This is a genomic window from Achromobacter sp. ES-001, from assembly GCF_019448355.1.
Classification (GTDB): domain Bacteria; phylum Pseudomonadota; class Gammaproteobacteria; order Burkholderiales; family Burkholderiaceae_B; genus Achromobacter; species Achromobacter spanius_B.
Genome location: NZ_CP079940.1, coordinates 6,478,010 through 6,495,077, shown reverse-complemented (window position 1 = coordinate 6,495,077; position 17,068 = coordinate 6,478,010). Strand labels below are relative to the sequence as shown.

The 17,068-nt window shown below is 61.0% G+C and carries 12 protein-coding genes and 4 tRNA genes; 15 read left to right on the top strand and 1 reads right to left on the bottom strand.

Annotation, left to right across the window (positions count from 1 at the left end):
- The first annotated feature begins 15 nt into the window (after positions 1-15).
- The 14 genes from KYT87_RS29470 to rpoC all read left to right on the top strand — a co-directional run bounded on the left by KYT87_RS29470 (position 16) and on the right by rpoC (position 15,100).
- Positions 16-1,179, top strand: coding sequence for an iron-containing alcohol dehydrogenase (locus tag KYT87_RS29470; protein WP_219991448.1), 1,164 nt, complete (start codon positions 16-18; stop codon positions 1,177-1,179).
- Positions 1,180-1,291: 112 nt separating this feature from the next.
- A tRNA-Tyr gene (locus KYT87_RS29465) sits at positions 1,292-1,378 on the top strand.
- A 149-nt stretch (positions 1,379-1,527) separates the two neighbouring features.
- A tRNA-Gly gene (locus KYT87_RS29460) sits at positions 1,528-1,601 on the top strand.
- A gap of 12 nt (positions 1,602-1,613) precedes the next feature.
- A tRNA-Thr gene (locus KYT87_RS29455) sits at positions 1,614-1,688 on the top strand.
- Positions 1,689-1,744: 56 nt separating this feature from the next.
- The gene (tuf, locus tag KYT87_RS29450) at positions 1,745-2,935 is read left to right on the top strand and encodes an elongation factor Tu (protein WP_006221899.1); all 1,191 of its coding nucleotides are present in this window, start codon (positions 1,745-1,747) and stop codon (positions 2,933-2,935) included.
- 142 nt (positions 2,936-3,077) lie between these two features.
- Positions 3,078-3,153, top strand: a tRNA-Trp gene (locus KYT87_RS29445).
- A gap of 64 nt (positions 3,154-3,217) precedes the next feature.
- Complete coding sequence (gene secE, locus KYT87_RS29440) at positions 3,218-3,598, top strand: preprotein translocase subunit SecE (RefSeq protein ID WP_046806052.1); 381 nt, start codon at positions 3,218-3,220, stop codon at positions 3,596-3,598.
- A gap of 9 nt (positions 3,599-3,607) precedes the next feature.
- Positions 3,608-4,141 (top strand): transcription termination/antitermination protein NusG, encoded by a 534-nt coding sequence (nusG, locus tag KYT87_RS29435; RefSeq protein WP_006216576.1) that lies wholly within the window; start codon positions 3,608-3,610, stop codon positions 4,139-4,141.
- Positions 4,142-4,204: 63 nt separating this feature from the next.
- Positions 4,205-4,636: a 50S ribosomal protein L11 gene (gene rplK, locus KYT87_RS29430; RefSeq protein ID WP_046806050.1), complete on the top strand. Its 432-nt coding sequence runs from the start codon at positions 4,205-4,207 to the stop codon at positions 4,634-4,636.
- A gap of 2 nt (positions 4,637-4,638) precedes the next feature.
- A complete protein-coding gene (gene rplA, locus KYT87_RS29425) occupies positions 4,639-5,340 on the top strand; it encodes a 50S ribosomal protein L1 (protein WP_006392088.1) in 702 nt (233 codons plus the stop codon).
- A gap of 255 nt (positions 5,341-5,595) precedes the next feature.
- A complete protein-coding gene (gene rplJ, locus KYT87_RS29420; protein ID WP_006216572.1) occupies positions 5,596-6,120 on the top strand; it encodes a 50S ribosomal protein L10 in 525 nt (174 codons plus the stop codon).
- 81 nt (positions 6,121-6,201) lie between these two features.
- Entirely contained in the window at positions 6,202-6,582 is a 381-nt protein-coding gene (rplL, locus tag KYT87_RS29415) for a 50S ribosomal protein L7/L12 (RefSeq protein WP_006216571.1), read from the top strand.
- A 161-nt stretch (positions 6,583-6,743) separates the two neighbouring features.
- Positions 6,744-10,856 carry a DNA-directed RNA polymerase subunit beta gene (gene rpoB, locus KYT87_RS29410; protein ID WP_046806049.1) on the top strand — a complete coding sequence of 1,371 codons (4,113 nt, stop codon included), beginning with the start codon at positions 6,744-6,746 and terminating at the stop codon, positions 10,854-10,856.
- Positions 10,856-15,100 (top strand): DNA-directed RNA polymerase subunit beta', encoded by a 4,245-nt coding sequence (gene rpoC, locus KYT87_RS29405; RefSeq protein WP_046806048.1) that lies wholly within the window; start codon positions 10,856-10,858, stop codon positions 15,098-15,100. The genes rpoB and rpoC overlap by 1 nt, the downstream gene beginning before the upstream one ends.
- Before the next feature lie 110 nt (positions 15,101-15,210).
- Here the strand turns inward: rpoC and KYT87_RS29400 are convergent, their stop codons facing one another.
- Entirely contained in the window at positions 15,211-15,606 is a 396-nt protein-coding gene (locus tag KYT87_RS29400; protein WP_046806047.1) for a TssQ family T6SS-associated lipoprotein, read from the bottom strand.
- Positions 15,607-15,760: 154 nt separating this feature from the next.
- Between KYT87_RS29400 and KYT87_RS29395 the strand changes: the two genes are divergently transcribed.
- A complete protein-coding gene (locus KYT87_RS29395; protein WP_219992800.1) occupies positions 15,761-17,059 on the top strand; it encodes a serine/threonine protein kinase in 1,299 nt (432 codons plus the stop codon).
- Positions 17,060-17,068 lie beyond the last annotated feature (9 nt).

Sequence of the window (17,068 nt, the reverse complement as noted above, 5' to 3'; positions counted from 1 at the left end):
GTCAGGAATCGAACCATGACTGTGCCCAGCGTTAACTGGAATTACCCGACTGCGATGAAGGTCGGACCCGGCCGAATCAAGGAGCTGCCCGAGTGGTGCCGGGAACTGGGCATGCGCCGGCCGTTGCTTGTCGCGGATCCGGGCTTGGCGCCGTTGCCCATGGTGTCCGACGCCGCGCGCGCCTGCCGCCAGGCGGGGCTGGACTGCGAGGTATTTCACGAGATCAAGGGCAATCCAACAGGGCGTAACGTGGAAGACGGTGTTCTCGCCTATCGGCAGGGCGGGCACGACGGCGTCATTGCATTTGGGGGCGGATCGGCGTTGGATGCCGCCAAGGCGATTGCGTTGATGGTGGGACAAGACCGCCCGCTGTGGGATTTCGAAGATATCGGCGATAACCATCTGCGGGTGAACGTGGCGGGCATGGCGCCGGTGGTAGCGGTGCCCACCACGGCCGGCACGGGGTCGGAGGTGGGCCGTGCATCGGTCATCACCGACGAGGCCGCGCAGGTCAAGCGCATCATTTTTCACGCGCGCATGTTGCCGGCCGTCGTGATCCTGGACGCCGAACTCACCGTCGGCCTGCCCGCAAGAATTACCGCCGCCACCGGTATGGACGCGCTGTCGCACAACCTGGAAGCGTATTGTTCGCCGGTCTTTCATCCGATGGCGGCCGGCATCGCGGTTGAAGGCATGCGCATCATCAAGGAATACCTGCCGCAAGCGGTGGCCGATGGCACCGACTTGCAGGCACGCCAGCAGATGTTGGTGGCCTCGACGATGGGCGCCACGGCATTCCAACGCGGCCTGGGCGCCATGCACGCGCTGGCGCATCCGTTGGGGGCGCTGTACGACGCCCATCACGGCATGCTCAACGCGATCCTGATGCCTTACGTGCTCAAAGCAAACCAGCATGCCGTCGCGCCAAGACTGGAGGCGCTGGCGCGTTATCTGGATTTGCCCGGGGATGGTCCGGGCGCGGTGCTGGACTGGGTGCTGAGGCTGCGCGAGGCGGTGGGCATCCCCCACACGCTGGCCGAGATCGGCATCGACGAAGGGCAGGTCGAGCGGGTAGGGCGCATGGCCAGCGAGGATCCCTCAGGGGGAACCAACCCCGTAAATTTCACCGCCGACGCTTATTCGCAACTTTTGCAAGCAGCAATTCGCGGAAACCTGTAAACTTCGGCCCCTCTGCGCGGAAACGCGAGTGGTTGAACAAAAGTTTTGAATATTTTCATCCGAAGCGTTTGACACCGGATTCGAAAGTGTTCATAATCTCAAGTTCTCCGCTGGAGGGGTGCCCGAGTGGTTAAAGGGGGCAGACTGTAAATCTGTTGGCCTTGCGCCTACATTGGTTCGAATCCAATCTCCTCCACCAGAGACCCAACTCTATAAATCCAGGCGATGTCTGCCTGGATTTTTAAAATTAGGCCTAGGGAACTGGGCGGCCTTCGCAAAGAGGGTTGTAAGGTTCCCCGGGCCTTGATTTTGAGGGTTTGGGATAAAGAGATGGTGAATGGGTATGCCGCGGGTGTAGCTCAATGGTAGAGCAGAAGCCTTCCAAGCTTACGACGAGGGTTCGATTCCCTTCACCCGCTCCAAGATTTTTAAATGCCCATGTGGCTCAGTGGTAGAGCACTCCCTTGGTAAGGGAGAGGTCGCGCGTTCGATCCGCGCCATGGGCACCACAAATTTCCAAGTTCTTTTCTTCAGTCTGAAGCGCAATCCAGGTCAGGAGTCAGCCATGGCAAAAGGCAAGTTTGAACGTACCAAGCCGCACGTGAACGTGGGTACGATTGGTCACGTTGACCACGGCAAAACGACGTTGACGGCAGCTATCACGACCGTTCTGTCGAACAAGTTCGGTGGCGAAGCCAAGGGCTACGACCAGATCGATGCGACTCCTGAAGAAAAGGCTCGCGGCATCACGATCAACACCGCCCACGTCGAGTACGAAACCGAAGCGCGTCACTACGCTCACGTTGACTGCCCGGGCCACGCTGACTATGTGAAGAACATGATCACGGGCGCGGCGCAAATGGACGGCGCGATTCTGGTTGTGTCGGCCGCTGACGGCCCGATGCCGCAAACGCGTGAACACATTCTGCTGAGCCGCCAGGTTGGCGTGCCGTACATCATCGTCTTCCTGAACAAGGCTGACATGGTTGACGACGCCGAGCTGCTCGAGCTGGTGGAAATGGAAGTTCGCGAACTTCTGTCCAAGTACGACTTCCCGGGTGATGACACCCCGATCGTCAAGGGTTCGGCCAAGCTGGCGCTGGAAGGCGACAAGGGCGAACTGGGCGAGCAAGCCATCATGGCTTTGGCCGCTGCACTGGATTCGTACATCCCGACGCCCGAGCGCGCCGTGGACGGCACGTTCCTGATGCCGGTTGAAGACGTGTTCTCGATCTCGGGTCGTGGCACGGTGGTGACTGGCCGTATCGAACGCGGCATCGTCAAGGTCGGCGAAGAAATCGAAATCGTGGGCCTGGTGCCGACGGTCAAGACGACTTGCACGGGCGTTGAAATGTTCCGCAAGCTGCTGGACCAAGGTCAAGCTGGCGACAACGTGGGCATCCTGCTGCGCGGCACCAAGCGTGAAGACGTCCAGCGCGGCCAAGTGTTGGCCAAGCCGGGCTCGATCACCCCGCACACGGACTTCACGTCCGAGGTGTACATCCTGTCCAAGGAAGAAGGCGGCCGTCACACTCCGTTCTTCCAAGGCTATCGTCCCCAGTTCTACTTCCGCACGACGGACGTGACGGGCACGATCGAGCTGCCGGCCGACAAGGAAATGGTTCTGCCGGGCGACAACGTGGCCATGACGGTCAAGCTGTTGGCTCCCATCGCCATGGAAGAAGGCCTGCGTTTCGCTATCCGTGAAGGCGGTCGTACCGTCGGCGCCGGCGTCGTCGCCAAGATCCTGAAGTAAGCAATACCCAGATGGGTAGAGTGGACTCTCAAGTCCCTCTATCCATCTTTGCTGTAAAAGTAGTATGATGTTCGGTTCCGTGACCCTGCGCGTAGGCGCTGAGCGGAAAGTCAGTGAATGTAGTGCAAGCCAGTAGTGTTTTAGGGGCATAGCTCAATTGGCAGAGCGTCGGTCTCCAAAACCGAAGGTTGTAGGTTCGATTCCTACTGCCCCTGCCACCGCCAGGATAAACCCGCGGGAGATCATCGCGAGTTACGCATTCACGGCGGCTCGCGTCGCAATATGTCTAATACCAGCGTAGAAACCGTAACTAGCACCGCCGACCGGGTCAAGCTCGGCCTGGCGGTTCTCGTCGTTATTGCTGGCATCGTCGGGTTTTCCGTGCTTAGCGCACAGCCGATGCCTGCACGTATCGGCGTGTTTGTCGGCGGCCTTGTGATTGCAGCCGCAATTGCCTGGTTCAGCGAGCCCGGCCGCCGCACCCTGAGCTTTGCCAGCGAGTCCTACAACGAAGTCAAGCGTGTCGCATGGCCCACCCGCAAGGAAACGACCCAAATGACGGGTATCGTTTTTGCGTTCGTGGCGGTCATGGGCATTTTCATGTGGGTGCTCGACAAGGGCATCGAATGGATTCTTTACGGCCTGTTGTTGGGCTGGAAATAAGGACGGCGAATGAGTAAGCGTTGGTATGTCGTCCATGTGTACTCCGGCATGGAAAAGAGCGTTCACAAGGCCCTGGTAGAGCGCATCGAGCGCGCGGCCTTGCAAACGTCCTTTGGTCGCATCCTTGTGCCCTCCGAGGAAGTCGTCGAGGTCAAGGGTGGTCAAAAATCGATCACCGAACGCCGCATTTTCCCCGGTTATGTCCTGGTAGAAATGGACCTGACCGACGAAACGTGGCATCTGGTCAAGAACACGAACCGCGTCACCGGCTTTTTGGGTGGCTCGGGCAACCGTCCGACCCCGATTTCCGAAAAGGAAGTCGAAAAGATTCTCTCCCAGATGGAAGAGGGTGTCGAGAAGCCCCGCCCCAAGATTCTTTTCGAAGTGGGCGAGATGGTTCGGGTCAAGGAAGGTCCGTTTGCAGACTTCAACGGCAACGTCGAAGAAGTCAATTACGAAAAGAGCAAGGTGCGCGTGTCGGTCACCATTTTTGGTCGCGCCACACCCGTCGAACTCGATTTCAGCCAGGTCGAAAAGACCTGATTTCAACCCCCGGGGAGCCCAGGCTGTTAACGCCGGGGCGATATAACCCGCAAGGAGCAAAGCATGGCGAAAAAGATCGTCGGCTTTATCAAGCTGCAAGTACCGGCTGGTAAAGCTAACCCCTCCCCCCCGATTGGCCCGGCACTGGGTCAACGCGGCCTGAACATCATGGAATTCTGCAAGGCGTTCAACGCCAAGACCCAAGGCATGGAGCCTGGTCTGCCGATTCCGGTGGTGATCACCGCCTTCGCGGACAAGAGCTTCACCTTCATCATGAAGACCCCGCCCGCGACGGTCCTCATCAAGAAGGCTGCCGGTGTGCAAAAGGGTTCGCCCAAGCCGCATACCGACAAGGTCGGCACGCTGACCCGCGCCCAAGCTGAAGAAATCGCCAAGGCCAAGGGCCCCGATCTGACCGCCGCTGATCTGGACGCCGCTGTGCGTACGATCGCTGGCAGCGCCCGCAGCATGGGCATCACGGTTGAGGGGATCTAATCATGGCAAAACTGTCTAAGCGCGCCGCCGCTATTGCACAAAAGATCGACCGCACCAAGCTGTACCCGGTCGCTGAAGCCCTGACCCTGGTCAAGGAAACCGCCGTCGCCAAGTTCAATGAATCCATTGACGTGGCCGTGCAGCTCGGCATCGACCCGAAGAAGTCGGACCAACTGGTTCGCGGTTCGGTCGTGCTGCCCGCCGGTACCGGCAAGTCGGTTCGCGTTGCCGTGTTCGCCCAAGGCGACAAGGCTGAAGCCGCCAAGGCCGCCGGCGCCGACATCGTTGGCCTGGACGACCTGGCTGACCAGATCAAGGCCGGTCAAATGGACTTTGACGTGGTCATCGCTTCGCCCGACACGATGCGTGTCGTGGGTGCCCTGGGCCAGATCCTGGGTCCCCGTGGCCTGATGCCGAACCCGAAGGTCGGCACCGTGACGCCTGACGTCGCCACCGCTGTCAAGAACGCCAAGGCCGGTCAGGTTCAGTACCGTACCGACAAGGCTGGCATCATCCACGCAACGATCGGCCGTGCGTCGTTCGGCGTGGAACAGCTGCAAACCAACCTAGCTGCTCTGGTCGACGCCCTGCAAAAGGCCCGTCCCGCAGCTGCCAAGGGCATTTACCTGCGCAAGCTGGCCGTTTCGTCCACGATGGGCGGCGGTGCTCGCGTTGAAATTGCCTCGCTGTCGGCTTCCAACTAAGCCAACAGCAGTAAACGTACTTTGGGCTGCATCCGGATTCCTCCGGATGTTGCTGTCAAAGACCGCTGGAGCAGGGTAGTGGAACGGTGCTCGCACCCCCGCTGCCCCGCTTAATCCCGAAGCTCATCTAGTTCGGATCCAGCGTAGACGGCGTCCCCAGGAAGATTTCTTTACACGAAGAACTCGACCAGGCGCCGCATTCGGTTGACGCGCAAGGCTCCGGCCCCAGGCGTCTTTTGATGGAGTGTTCAAACCGTGAGTCTCAATCGTCAAGAGAAAGCGGTGGTAATCGAGGAAGTCTCGGCTGAAGTCGCCAAGGCACAATCGATTGTTATCGCTGAGTACCGTGGTCTGGACGTCGCCTCTGTCACCGTACTGCGCAAAACTGCGCGTGAATCGGGCGTGTATCTGCGAGTTCTGAAGAACTCGCTGGCCCGTCGTGCTGTTGCCGGCACGGCTTTCGAGCCGTTGGCTGAGCAACTGACCGGTCCGCTGATCTATGGCATCAGCACTGATCCGGTTTCGGCGGCCAAGGTTATCGCTGGTTTCGCGAAAAGCAACGACAAGCTGGTCATCAAGGCGGGCGCATTGCCCAACAGCCTGCTGACTCAAGATGGTGTGAAGGCCTTGGCCACCATGCCGTCCCGCGAAGAGTTGCTGTCGAAACTGCTTGGCACCATGCAAGCCCCGATCGCGCAATTCGTGCGTACGCTCAACGAAGTTCCGACCAAGTTCGCCCGTGGCCTCGCGGCTGTGCGCGACCAAAAGGCAGCGGCCTAACCGCCCTGCTGTCCGGAATTCGCTGAACGACGAAGCGACACCCAAACCCTGGCATTACCAAAATATTTGGAGTTCTTAAAAATGGCACTTAACAAAGCTGAAATCCTTGACGCCATCGCTGGCATGACCGTGCTCGAGCTGTCCGAGCTGATCAAGGAAATGGAAGAGAAGTTCGGCGTGTCGGCTGCTGCCGCCGCTGTCGCTGTTGCTGCTCCCGCCGCTGGTGGCGCTGCTGCCGCTGCTGAAGAGCAAACCGAGTTCAACGTCGTCCTGCTGGAAGCCGGCGCGAACAAGGTCAGCGTCATCAAGGCCGTGCGCGAGCTGACCGGTCTGGGTCTGAAGGAAGCCAAGGACCTGGTTGACGGCGCTCCGAAGCCCGTCAAGGAAGCTGTGGCCAAGGCTGACGCCGAAGCCGCCAAGAAGAAGCTGGAAGAAGCTGGCGCCAAGGTCGAAGTCAAGTAAGACCTGCGTCAACTGCCCGGGGACAGCACAGTTTGCAGTCCCCGGGCTTTTGCGTTTCCAGGAAACCCCTACTGGGGGTATGCCCTTTCAGGGGGGTTTCCTGGAGTCGTATCACCTAGGGCCGTGGTTGACGGCCCATGCAACCTCGAGTCGGAGTGCTCATGCCTTACTCGTACACCGAAAAAAAGCGCATCCGCAAAAGCTTCGCCAAGCGTGAAGACGTTCAAAACGTTCCTTTCCTTTTGGCGACACAGCTTCAATCCTACCTAACTTTCCTGCAGGCGGATACCGCCCCGTCCGATCGCGTAGCCGACGGTTTGCAGGCGGCGTTCTCGTCGATTTTCCCGATCGTTAGTCACAACGGTATGGCGCGCTTGGAGTTCGTGAGCTACGTGCTCGGCGAACCGGTGTTCGATGTCAAGGAATGTCAGCAACGTGGTCTGACCTATGCCTCGCCCCTGCGAGCCAAGGTCCGCCTGGTGCTGCTTGACCGCGAAGTCAGCAAGCCGACCGTGAAAGAAGTGAAGGAACAAGAAGTCTACATGGGCGAAATTCCGCTCATGACCAGCACGGGTTCCTTTGTCATCAATGGCACCGAGCGTGTCATCGTGTCGCAGCTGCACCGTTCGCCTGGCGTGTTCTTCGAACACGACCGCGGCAAAACGCACAGCTCCGGCAAGCTCTTGTTCTCGGCCCGCGTGATTCCTTACCGCGGCTCGTGGCTGGACTTCGAATTCGACCCGAAGGACGTCCTGTTCTTCCGCGTCGACCGTCGTCGCAAGATGCCTGTCACGATCCTGTGCAAGGCCATCGGCATGACGCCGGAATCCATCCTGGCCAACTTCTTTGACTTCGATAACTTCGAACTCAAGAGCGAAGGCGCCATGATGGAATTCGTGCCCGAGCGTTGGAAGGGCGAAATGGCCCGCTTCGACATCTCGGACCGCGATGGCAAGGTCATCGTCGAAAAAGACAAGCGCATCAATGCCAAGCATTTGCGCGACCTGGCTGCCGGCGGCATCCAGCGCATCTCCGTGCCGGAAGACTTCCTGTACGGCCGTGTGCTGGCCAAGAACATCGTTGACGAAGATACCGGCGAAGTCATCGCCAATGCCAACGACGAAATCACGGAAAGCGTGCTGGGCGCCTTGCGCGCCTCGAACGTCTACGACATCCAGACGCTCTACACGAACGATCTGGACCGTGGTCCGTACATTTCGCAAACCCTGCGCACTGATGAAACCGCCGACCAGATGGCCGCGCGTGTTGCCATCTACCGCATGATGCGTCCTGGCGAGCCCCCCACCGAAGAAGCGGTGGAAGCGCTGTTCCAACGTCTGTTCTACAGCGAAGAGACGTACGATCTGTCGCGCGTGGGCCGCATGAAGGTCAACAGCCGTCTGGGCCGTGGTGAAGACATCACCGGTCCGATGACGCTGACCAACGAAGACATCCTTGAAACCATCAAGGTGCTGGTTGAGCTGCGTAACGGCCGTGGCCAGATCGATGACATCGATCACTTGGGCAACCGTCGCGTGCGTTGCGTTGGCGAACTGGCCGAAAACCAGTTCCGCGCCGGCCTGGTGCGTGTCGAGCGTGCCGTCAAGGAACGTCTGGGCCAGGCCGAGACCGAAAACCTGATGCCGCACGACCTGATCAACTCCAAGCCGATCTCGGCTGCCATCAAGGAGTTCTTCGGTTCGAGCCAGTTGTCGCAGTTTATGGACCAAACCAACCCGTTGTCGGAAATCACGCACAAGCGTCGCGTTTCCGCACTGGGCCCCGGTGGTCTGACCCGCGAGCGCGCCGGCTTTGAAGTCCGCGACGTGCACCCGACCCACTACGGCCGCGTCTGCCCGATCGAAACGCCGGAAGGCCCGAACATCGGTCTGATCAACTCCATGGCGCTGTACGCTCGCTTGAACGAGTACGGCTTCCTGGAAACGCCTTACCGCAAGATTATCGACGGCCGCGTCAGCGAGCAGATCGATTACCTGTCGGCCATCGAAGAAAGCCACTACGTCATTGCACAGGCTAACGCCGCGCTGGACGAGCAAGGCGCCTTCGTCGACGACCTGGTCGCTTGCCGTGAAGCAGGCGAAACGATGCTGACCTCGCCGGCCAACGTGCACTACATGGACGTTGCCCCGTCGCAGATCGTGTCGGTTGCCGCTTCGCTGATTCCGTTCCTTGAGCACGACGACGCAAACCGCGCACTGATGGGCGCCAACATGCAACGTCAGGCCGTGCCTTGCCTGCGTCCGGAAAAGCCGGTCGTGGGTACGGGTATCGAACGCACCGTGGCCGTTGACTCGGGCACGACCGTGCAAGCACTGCGTGGCGGCCTGGTCGACCACGTTGATGCCGAGCGCGTCGTGATTCGCGTGAACGACGAAGAAAACGTCGCCGGCGAAGTCGGTGTCGATATCTACAACCTGATCAAGTACACCCGTTCCAACCAGAACACGAACATCAACCAGCGTCCTATCGTCAAGCGTGGCGACAAGGTCGCCAAGGGCGACGTGCTGGCTGACGGCGCATCGACCGACCTGGGCGAACTCGCCCTGGGTCAGAACATGCTGATCGCGTTCATGCCGTGGAACGGCTACAACTTCGAAGACTCGATCTTGATCTCCGAGAAGGTTGTTGCCGATGACCGCTACACCTCGGTGCACATCGAGGAACTGACGGTTGTTGCCCGCGACACGAAGCTGGGTCCGGAAGAAATCACGCGCGACATCAGCAACCTGGCTGAGACGCAACTGAACCGTCTGGACGATTCGGGCATCACGTACATTGGCGCCGAAGTCAGCGCCGACGACGTGCTGGTCGGCAAGGTCACGCCCAAGGGCGAAACCCAGCTGACGCCGGAAGAAAAGCTGCTGCGCGCCATCTTTGGTGAAAAGGCGTCCGACGTTAAGGACACCTCGCTGCGCGTGCCTTCGGGCATGACCGGCACCGTGATCGACGTGCAAGTGTTCACGCGTGAAGGCATCGTGCGCGACAAGCGCGCCCAGTCCATCATCGACGATGAACTGCGCCGCTATCGCCAAGACCTGAACGACCAGCTGCGCATCGTTGAAAACGACCAGTTCGACCGTATCGAAAAGATGCTGGTCAACAAGACCGTCAACGGCGGCCCGCGCAAGCTGGCCAAGGGCGCCACGATCACCAAGGCTTACCTGGCTGATCTGGACCGCTGGCAGTGGTTCGACATCCGTCTGGCCGATGAGCCGCACGCTGTCGTGCTGGAGCAAGCCAAGGAATCGCTGGAGCAGAAGCGTCACCAGTTCGATCTGGCCTTCGAAGAGAAGCGCAAGAAGCTGACGCAGGGCGACGAGCTGCCCCCGGGCGTGCTGAAGATGATCAAGGTCTACCTGGCCGTGAAGCGTCGTCTGCAACCTGGCGACAAGATGGCCGGCCGTCACGGTAACAAGGGCGTGGTCTCGCGTATCACCCCGGTGGAAGACATGCCGCATATGGCTGACGGCACGCCGGCCGACATCGTTCTGAACCCGCTGGGCGTGCCCTCGCGGATGAACGTCGGTCAGGTCCTGGAAGTGCACTTGGGCTGGGCTGCCAAGGGCGTGGGCCACCGCATTGCCGATCTGCTGCGCGACGAGCGCACTGCGCAGGTCAAGAACGTCCGTGCCTACCTGGACAAGGTCTACAACACGACCGGTTCCGGCGCCCGCATCGACGAGCTGACCGACGAAGAAGTCATGGAAATGGCCCAGAACCTCAAGAACGGCGTGCCGTTCGCGACGCCCGTCTTCGACGGCGCGACCGAAGAGGAAATCACCACGATGCTGGAGCTGGCCTATCCGGACGACGTCGCCGAGCGCATGGCACTGACGCCTTCGCGTACGCAGGCATGGCTGTTCGACGGCCGCACGGGCGAGAAATTCGAGCGCCCCGTGACGGTTGGCTACATGCACTACCTGAAGCTGCACCACTTGGTCGACGACAAGATGCACGCGCGTTCGACGGGTCCGTACTCGCTGGTCACGCAGCAGCCGCTGGGTGGTAAGGCGCAGTTCGGTGGTCAGCGTTTCGGGGAAATGGAAGTGTGGGCGCTGGAAGCATACGGCGCCGCGTACACCCTGCAAGAAATGCTGACGGTGAAGTCGGACGACATCACCGGCCGTACGAAGGTATACGAAAACATCGTCAAGGGCGACCACGTCATCGACGCCGGCATGCCGGAATCGTTCAACGTGCTGGTGAAGGAAATCCGCTCGTTGGCCCTGGACATGGATTTGGAGCGTAACTAATGAAAGCGCTACTCGACCTATTTAAGCAAGTCTCGCAAGACGAGCAATTCGATGCCATCAAGATCGGCATCGCCTCGCCCGAGAAGATCCGTTCGTGGTCTTACGGCGAAGTTCGCAAGCCCGAGACCATCAACTACCGCACGTTCAAGCCTGAACGTGACGGTCTGTTCTGCTCCAAGATCTTTGGCCCGATCAAAGACTACGAGTGCTTGTGCGGCAAGTACAAGCGCCTGAAGCATCGTGGCGTGATCTGCGAAAAGTGCGGCGTTGAAGTCACCGTTGCCAAGGTTCGCCGTGAACGCATGGGCCACATCGAGCTGGCCAGCCCCGTCGCGCACATCTGGTTCCTGAAGAGCCTGCCGTCGCGTCTGGGCATGGTGCTCGACATGACCCTGCGCGACATCGAACGCGTTCTGTACTTCGAAGCCTGGTGCGTGATCGAACCTGGCATGACGCCGCTCAAGCGCGGCCAGATCATGTCGGACGACGATTTCCTCGCCAAGACCGAAGAGTACGGCGACGATTTCCGTGCCCTGATGGGCGCGGAAGCCGTGCGCGAATTGCTGCGCACCATCGACATCGACCGCGAAGTGGAAACGCTGCGCGGCGAGTTGAAGGCCACCAGCTCGGAAGCCAAGATCAAGAAGATTTCCAAGCGCCTGAAGGTGCTGGAAGGCTTCCAGAAGTCGGGCATCAAGGCCGAGTGGATGGTCATGGAAGTGCTGCCCGTGCTGCCGCCGGACCTGCGTCCGCTGGTGCCGCTGGACGGCGGCCGTTTCGCGACCTCCGACCTGAACGACCTGTACCGCCGCGTCATCAACCGCAACAACCGCTTGAAGCGCCTGCTGGAGCTCAAGGCGCCGGAAATCATCCTGCGCAACGAAAAGCGGATGCTGCAGGAAGCCGTTGACTCGCTGCTGGACAACGGTCGCCGTGGCAAGGCCATGACGGGCGCCAACAAGCGCCAGCTGAAGTCCCTGGCCGACATGATCAAGGGCAAGAGCGGTCGTTTCCGTCAGAACCTGCTGGGCAAGCGCGTCGACTACTCGGGCCGTTCGGTCATTGTGGTGGGCCCGCAGCTCAAGCTGCATCAGTGCGGTCTGCCCAAGCTGATGGCCCTGGAACTGTTCAAGCCGTTCATTTTCAATCGTCTGGAGATGATGGGCCTGGCCACGACCATCAAGGCTGCCAAGAAGCTGGTGGAAAGCCAGGAACCGGTGGTCTGGGACATCCTGGAAGAAGTCATCCGCGAACACCCGGTCATGCTGAACCGTGCGCCCACGCTGCACCGTTTGGGCATCCAGGCGTTCGAACCGGTCCTGATCGAAGGCAAGGCCATCCAGCTGCACCCGCTGGTTTGCGCGGCGTTCAACGCCGACTTCGACGGTGACCAGATGGCTGTCCACGTGCCGCTGTCGCTGGAAGCCCAGCTGGAAGCGCGCACGCTGATGCTGGCGTCCAACAACGTCTTGTTCCCGGCCAACGGCGAACCGTCGATCGTGCCGTCCCAAGACATCGTGTTGGGTCTGTACTACACGACGCGTGAGCGCATCAACGGCCGCGGCGAAGGCATTTTCTTCACCGACGTCGCTGAAGTGCAACGCGCCTACGACAACGGCGAAGTCGAACTGCAATCCCGCGTGACCGTGCGTCTGAAAGAGCACGAGCGCGACGAGGCAGGCGAATGGCAACCCGTGATCCGCCGTCATGAAACGACGGTCGGCCGCGCGCTGCTGTCCGAAATTCTGCCGAAGGGTCTGCCCTTCACGGTCCTGAACAAGGCCCTGAAGAAGAAGGAAATTTCGCGCCTGATCAACCAGTCGTTCCGCCGTTGCGGCTTGCGCGACACGGTGATCTTCGCCGACAAGCTGATGCAGTCCGGCTTCAAGCTGGCCACGCGCGGTGGTATCTCGATCGCCATGGGCGACATGCTGATCCCGACCGCCAAGGAAGGCATCCTGGCCGAAGCCAGCCGCGAAGTGAAGGAAATCGACAAGCAGTACTCGTCGGGTCTGGTCACGTCCCAGGAACGCTACAACAACGTGGTGGACATCTGGGGCAAGGCCGGCGACAAGGTCGGCAAGGCGATGATGGAACAACTGGCCACCGAGCCGGTTGTGAACCGTCACGGCGAAGAAGTGCGCCAGGAATCGTTCAACTCGATCTACATGATGGCTGACTCGGGCGCCCGCGGTTCGGCCGCCCAGATCCGCCAGCTGGCCGGTATGCGCGGCCTGATGGCCAAGCCGGACGGCTCGATTATCGAAACGCCCATTACCGCGAACTTCCGTGAAGGTCTGAACGTGCTTCAGTACTTCATCTCGACTCACGGCGCGCGTAAGGGTCTGGCTGATACGGCACTGAAGACCGCGAACTCGGGTTACCTGACTCGTCGTCTGGTCGACGTGACGCAAGACTTGGTGATCACCGAGGACGATTGCGGTACGTCGCTGGGCTACAACATGAAGGCCCTGGTGGAAGGTGGTGAAGTCATCGAACCGCTGCGCGACCGCATCCTGGGTCGTGTTGCCGCCGTGGACATCATCAACCCGGACACGCAGGAAACGGCCATCGTCGCCGGTACCCTGCTGGACGAAGACCTGGTCGACACCATCGACCGCATCGGCGTGGACGAAGTCAAGGTCCGCACCCCGCTGACGTGCGAAACGCGTCACGGTCTGTGCGCACACTGCTACGGCCGCGATCTGGGTCGCGGTTCGCCGGTCAACCAAGGCGAGGCAGTTGGCGTTATCGCTGCCCAGTCCATCGGTGAACCGGGCACGCAGCTCACGATGCGTACGTTCCACATCGGTGGCGCGGCGTCGCGTTCGGCTCTGGCCAGCGCGGTCGAAACGAAGTCCAGCGGTCTGGTCGGCTTTGCCAGCACGATGCGCTATGTCACGAACGCCAAGGGCGAACGCGTTGCGATTTCGCGCTCGGGCGAACTGGCGATCTTCGACGACAACGGCCGCGAACGCGAACGCCACAAGATCCCGTACGGCGCGACCGTGCTGGTTGGCGATGGCGAAGCTGTGAAGGCTGGCGCACGTCTGGCGACGTGGGACCCGCTGACCCGTCCGATCGTGTCGGAATACGGCGGCGCCGTCCGCTTCGAGAACATCGAAGAAGGCGTGACCGTTGCCAAGCAGGTGGACGAAGTCACCGGCCTGTCGACGCTCGTCGTCATCACGCCGAAGACCCGTGGCGGCAAGATCGTCATGCGTCCGCAGATCAAGCTGGTCAACGAAGCTGGCGAAGACGTCAAGATCGCCGGCACCGATCACTCGGTGAACATCTCGTTCCCGGTCGGCGCGCTGATTACCGTGCGTGACGGCCAGCAGGTTGCCGTGGGTGAAGTTCTGGCGCGTATTCCGCAAGAATCGCAAAAGACCCGCGACATTACCGGCGGTCTGCCGCGTGTGGCCGAACTGTTCGAAGCCCGTTCGCCCAAGGACGCCGGCATGCTCGCCGACGTTACCGGTACGGTGTCGTTCGGTAAGGACACCAAGGGCAAGCAGCGTCTGGTCATCACCGACCTGGAAGGCGTGAGCCACGAGTTCCTGATTCCGAAGGAAAAGCAGGTTCTGGTGCACGACGGCCAAGTGGTGAACAAGGGCGAAATGATTGTGGACGGCCCGGCCGATCCCCACGACATCCTGCGCCTGCAAGGCATCGAGAAGCTGGCGACGTACATCGTCGACGAAGTGCAGGACGTGTACCGTCTGCAAGGCGTGAAGATCAACGACAAGCACATCGAAGTGATTGTTCGTCAGATGCTGCGTCGTGTGAACATCGTTGACGCTGGTGATACCGAGTTCATCCCGGGCGAGCAAGTCGAGCGCTCCGAACTGCTGAACGCCAACGATCGCATGGCTGCCGAAGACCGTATCCCGGCAACCTACGACAACGTGCTGTTGGGTATCACGAAGGCCTCGCTGTCGACCGACTCGTTCATTTCGGCCGCTTCGTTCCAGGAAACCACGCGTGTCCTGACCGAAGCCGCCATCATGGGCAAGCGCGACGACCTGCGTGGCTTGAAGGAAAACGTCATCGTCGGCCGCCTCATCCCGGCGGGTACCGGCCTGGCTTACCACCACGCACGCCGCGACAAGGAAGAGCTGGAGGCGGCGGAACGCGAAGCCGCTCGCCAGCAGGCCAACCCGTTCGAAGACTCGCCGGTTACGGTGGGCGCGGACGATCAGGCCCCGGCTTCCGACGCCGGCACGGACGATTCCGCCGAATAAGCGGAATCCCGTACAGTTCCCCGCGCGCTGGGTAGGCGCGGGGGCTGCAAGCAAAAAGGCCGCTGATGCGAATCAGCGGCCTTTTTTTTATTGTCCCGACCAGGTAGCGGCTACTTGGCTGCCTGGCTGCGGGCGCGTTGGAAGACGGGCCCCCAGGACGGATGGCCCGCTTCGTTGGGAGCCAGTTCAAATGAAGGGTCCAGCGCCAGGATCCGGGCGAAGCTGTCTTCGCACAGTTGGGTGTAGCGGCTGACGCAATAGCTGAACGCCTGCAACTTGTAAGCCTCGATGCGGACGGCCTTGGTGGACGAGGCCAGCGTGTCCGAGGTGGCAACCGTTCGGATGACTTCCCCGTACCGGCCCGCGCCGTAGGTGTCCCGGACTTGTTGCAATTGCGCCAGGGCGTCGGCGGTGGGGGGGCTTTCCGGTTTCTGGGACGAGATCCCGGCGCAGCCCGCCAGCATCACTGTCGCGCCGAGCAGACTGCTCAGAAGGCGATTTTTCATAGCTTATAAGGGGGGTAGGAAGAATGAGTGAAACGCCATCGTGCCACAGCCTGATGCGCTCGGACATTTTCGGCAATGTCCTGGTGTTGCGAATTGGATAATATTCACGCTATTCCATCTTCGCACCAGTCCGCGCATGAGCGCAATTCCCATCATGTCCACGTCCACCGGCCTGCTGACGCCGCGTGGCCCTTTCTCCGGCGCCGCGCCTCTGGCTTTGCGTCCTCTTAGCGCTATTGCCGCCAGCATGGCGGGTGGTGTGCCGGAATCGCGTATCAAGCGGCTGGTCTCGGACCTGCTGCCGTCCCTGATCTCCTTGCATGCGCAGGGTGAAATCTGCGGCGATATCACGCTGGATACGGTAGGCATGGACGAAAACGCGCGGGCGCATCTGTTGCCCGAGCTTGTCGTGGCGCGCTCGCGCCGAGCCAGCCGAAGCCCGACCCCCGGGTTTGCGCCGTTTGAACTCTATACGGATTCGATGGAATGGCCGCGTGGCTCGTGGAGCGACATCTATGCGCTGTGCGCCGTGATGCATGCATTGGTAACAGGCCACCGGCCGCCGCCTGCGCCCGAGCGCCGGGCGACTGATGCATACGAGCCCCTGGCGTCCTTGGGCCTGTCGAAATACAACCCGGATTTTCTGGCCGTGATTGATCGCGGCCTGGCCATGTCGCCGGCCGACCGGCCGCAGACGCTGGCCGAATTCGCAGCCTTGCTGGGCGTGGCCGCTTACATAGAACCGGCGACAAGCGACGACGAGCCCACGGCCGAGGCCGGCCATTCCGCGCCACCGGCCGCCGCCTCGGCGATGCGCAGGCCGCCACGCAACCGTCGTCCGCTGCTTGCCTTGCTTGCCCTTCTGGCGTTGATCGGCCTGGCGGTGTATGGCTGGTTTCATTGGGGGGCAGGCGCGCCGAACGCGCTGATCACAAGTTCGGAAGTTGTCATGCCGAACCCGCCTGCCGTGCATCCCATGCCGCCGCCGGCGGCACCCCCCGCCGCTTCCACCGTGCCACCTGCTGCCGTCCCGCAAGCAGCGTCGACACCGCCGCCCGTTGTGTCGGGCGCTGGGGCAGAGTCCGGCACGCAGCCGTCCACCCAGAACAGCGCCGCGACGGCAAACGCTCCGGCAGAACCGTCCGTTTTGCCTGCCGCTGGCACTCCGGCTTCTACGCAAGGCGCCGCCACTTCAACCGCGGTGACGCCGGCCGAAGACGCGCCCAAGCCGAAGCCGCTGGCAGTACCGGTCACCGTGCGTCTGGATATACGCCCTTGGGGCGAAGTTTGGGTAAATGGAGTGGCACGCGGGATCAGCCCGCCCGTCAAGGAAATCCGCCTGATTCCGGGCAAGTACCAAGTGGTCCTGCGCAACGCAGACCTGCCACCGTATCGCGCAACGATCGAAATCAAGGCCGGCAAGCCCGCAGTGATTTCGCACGTTTTCCAGTAGGCGCGGGTG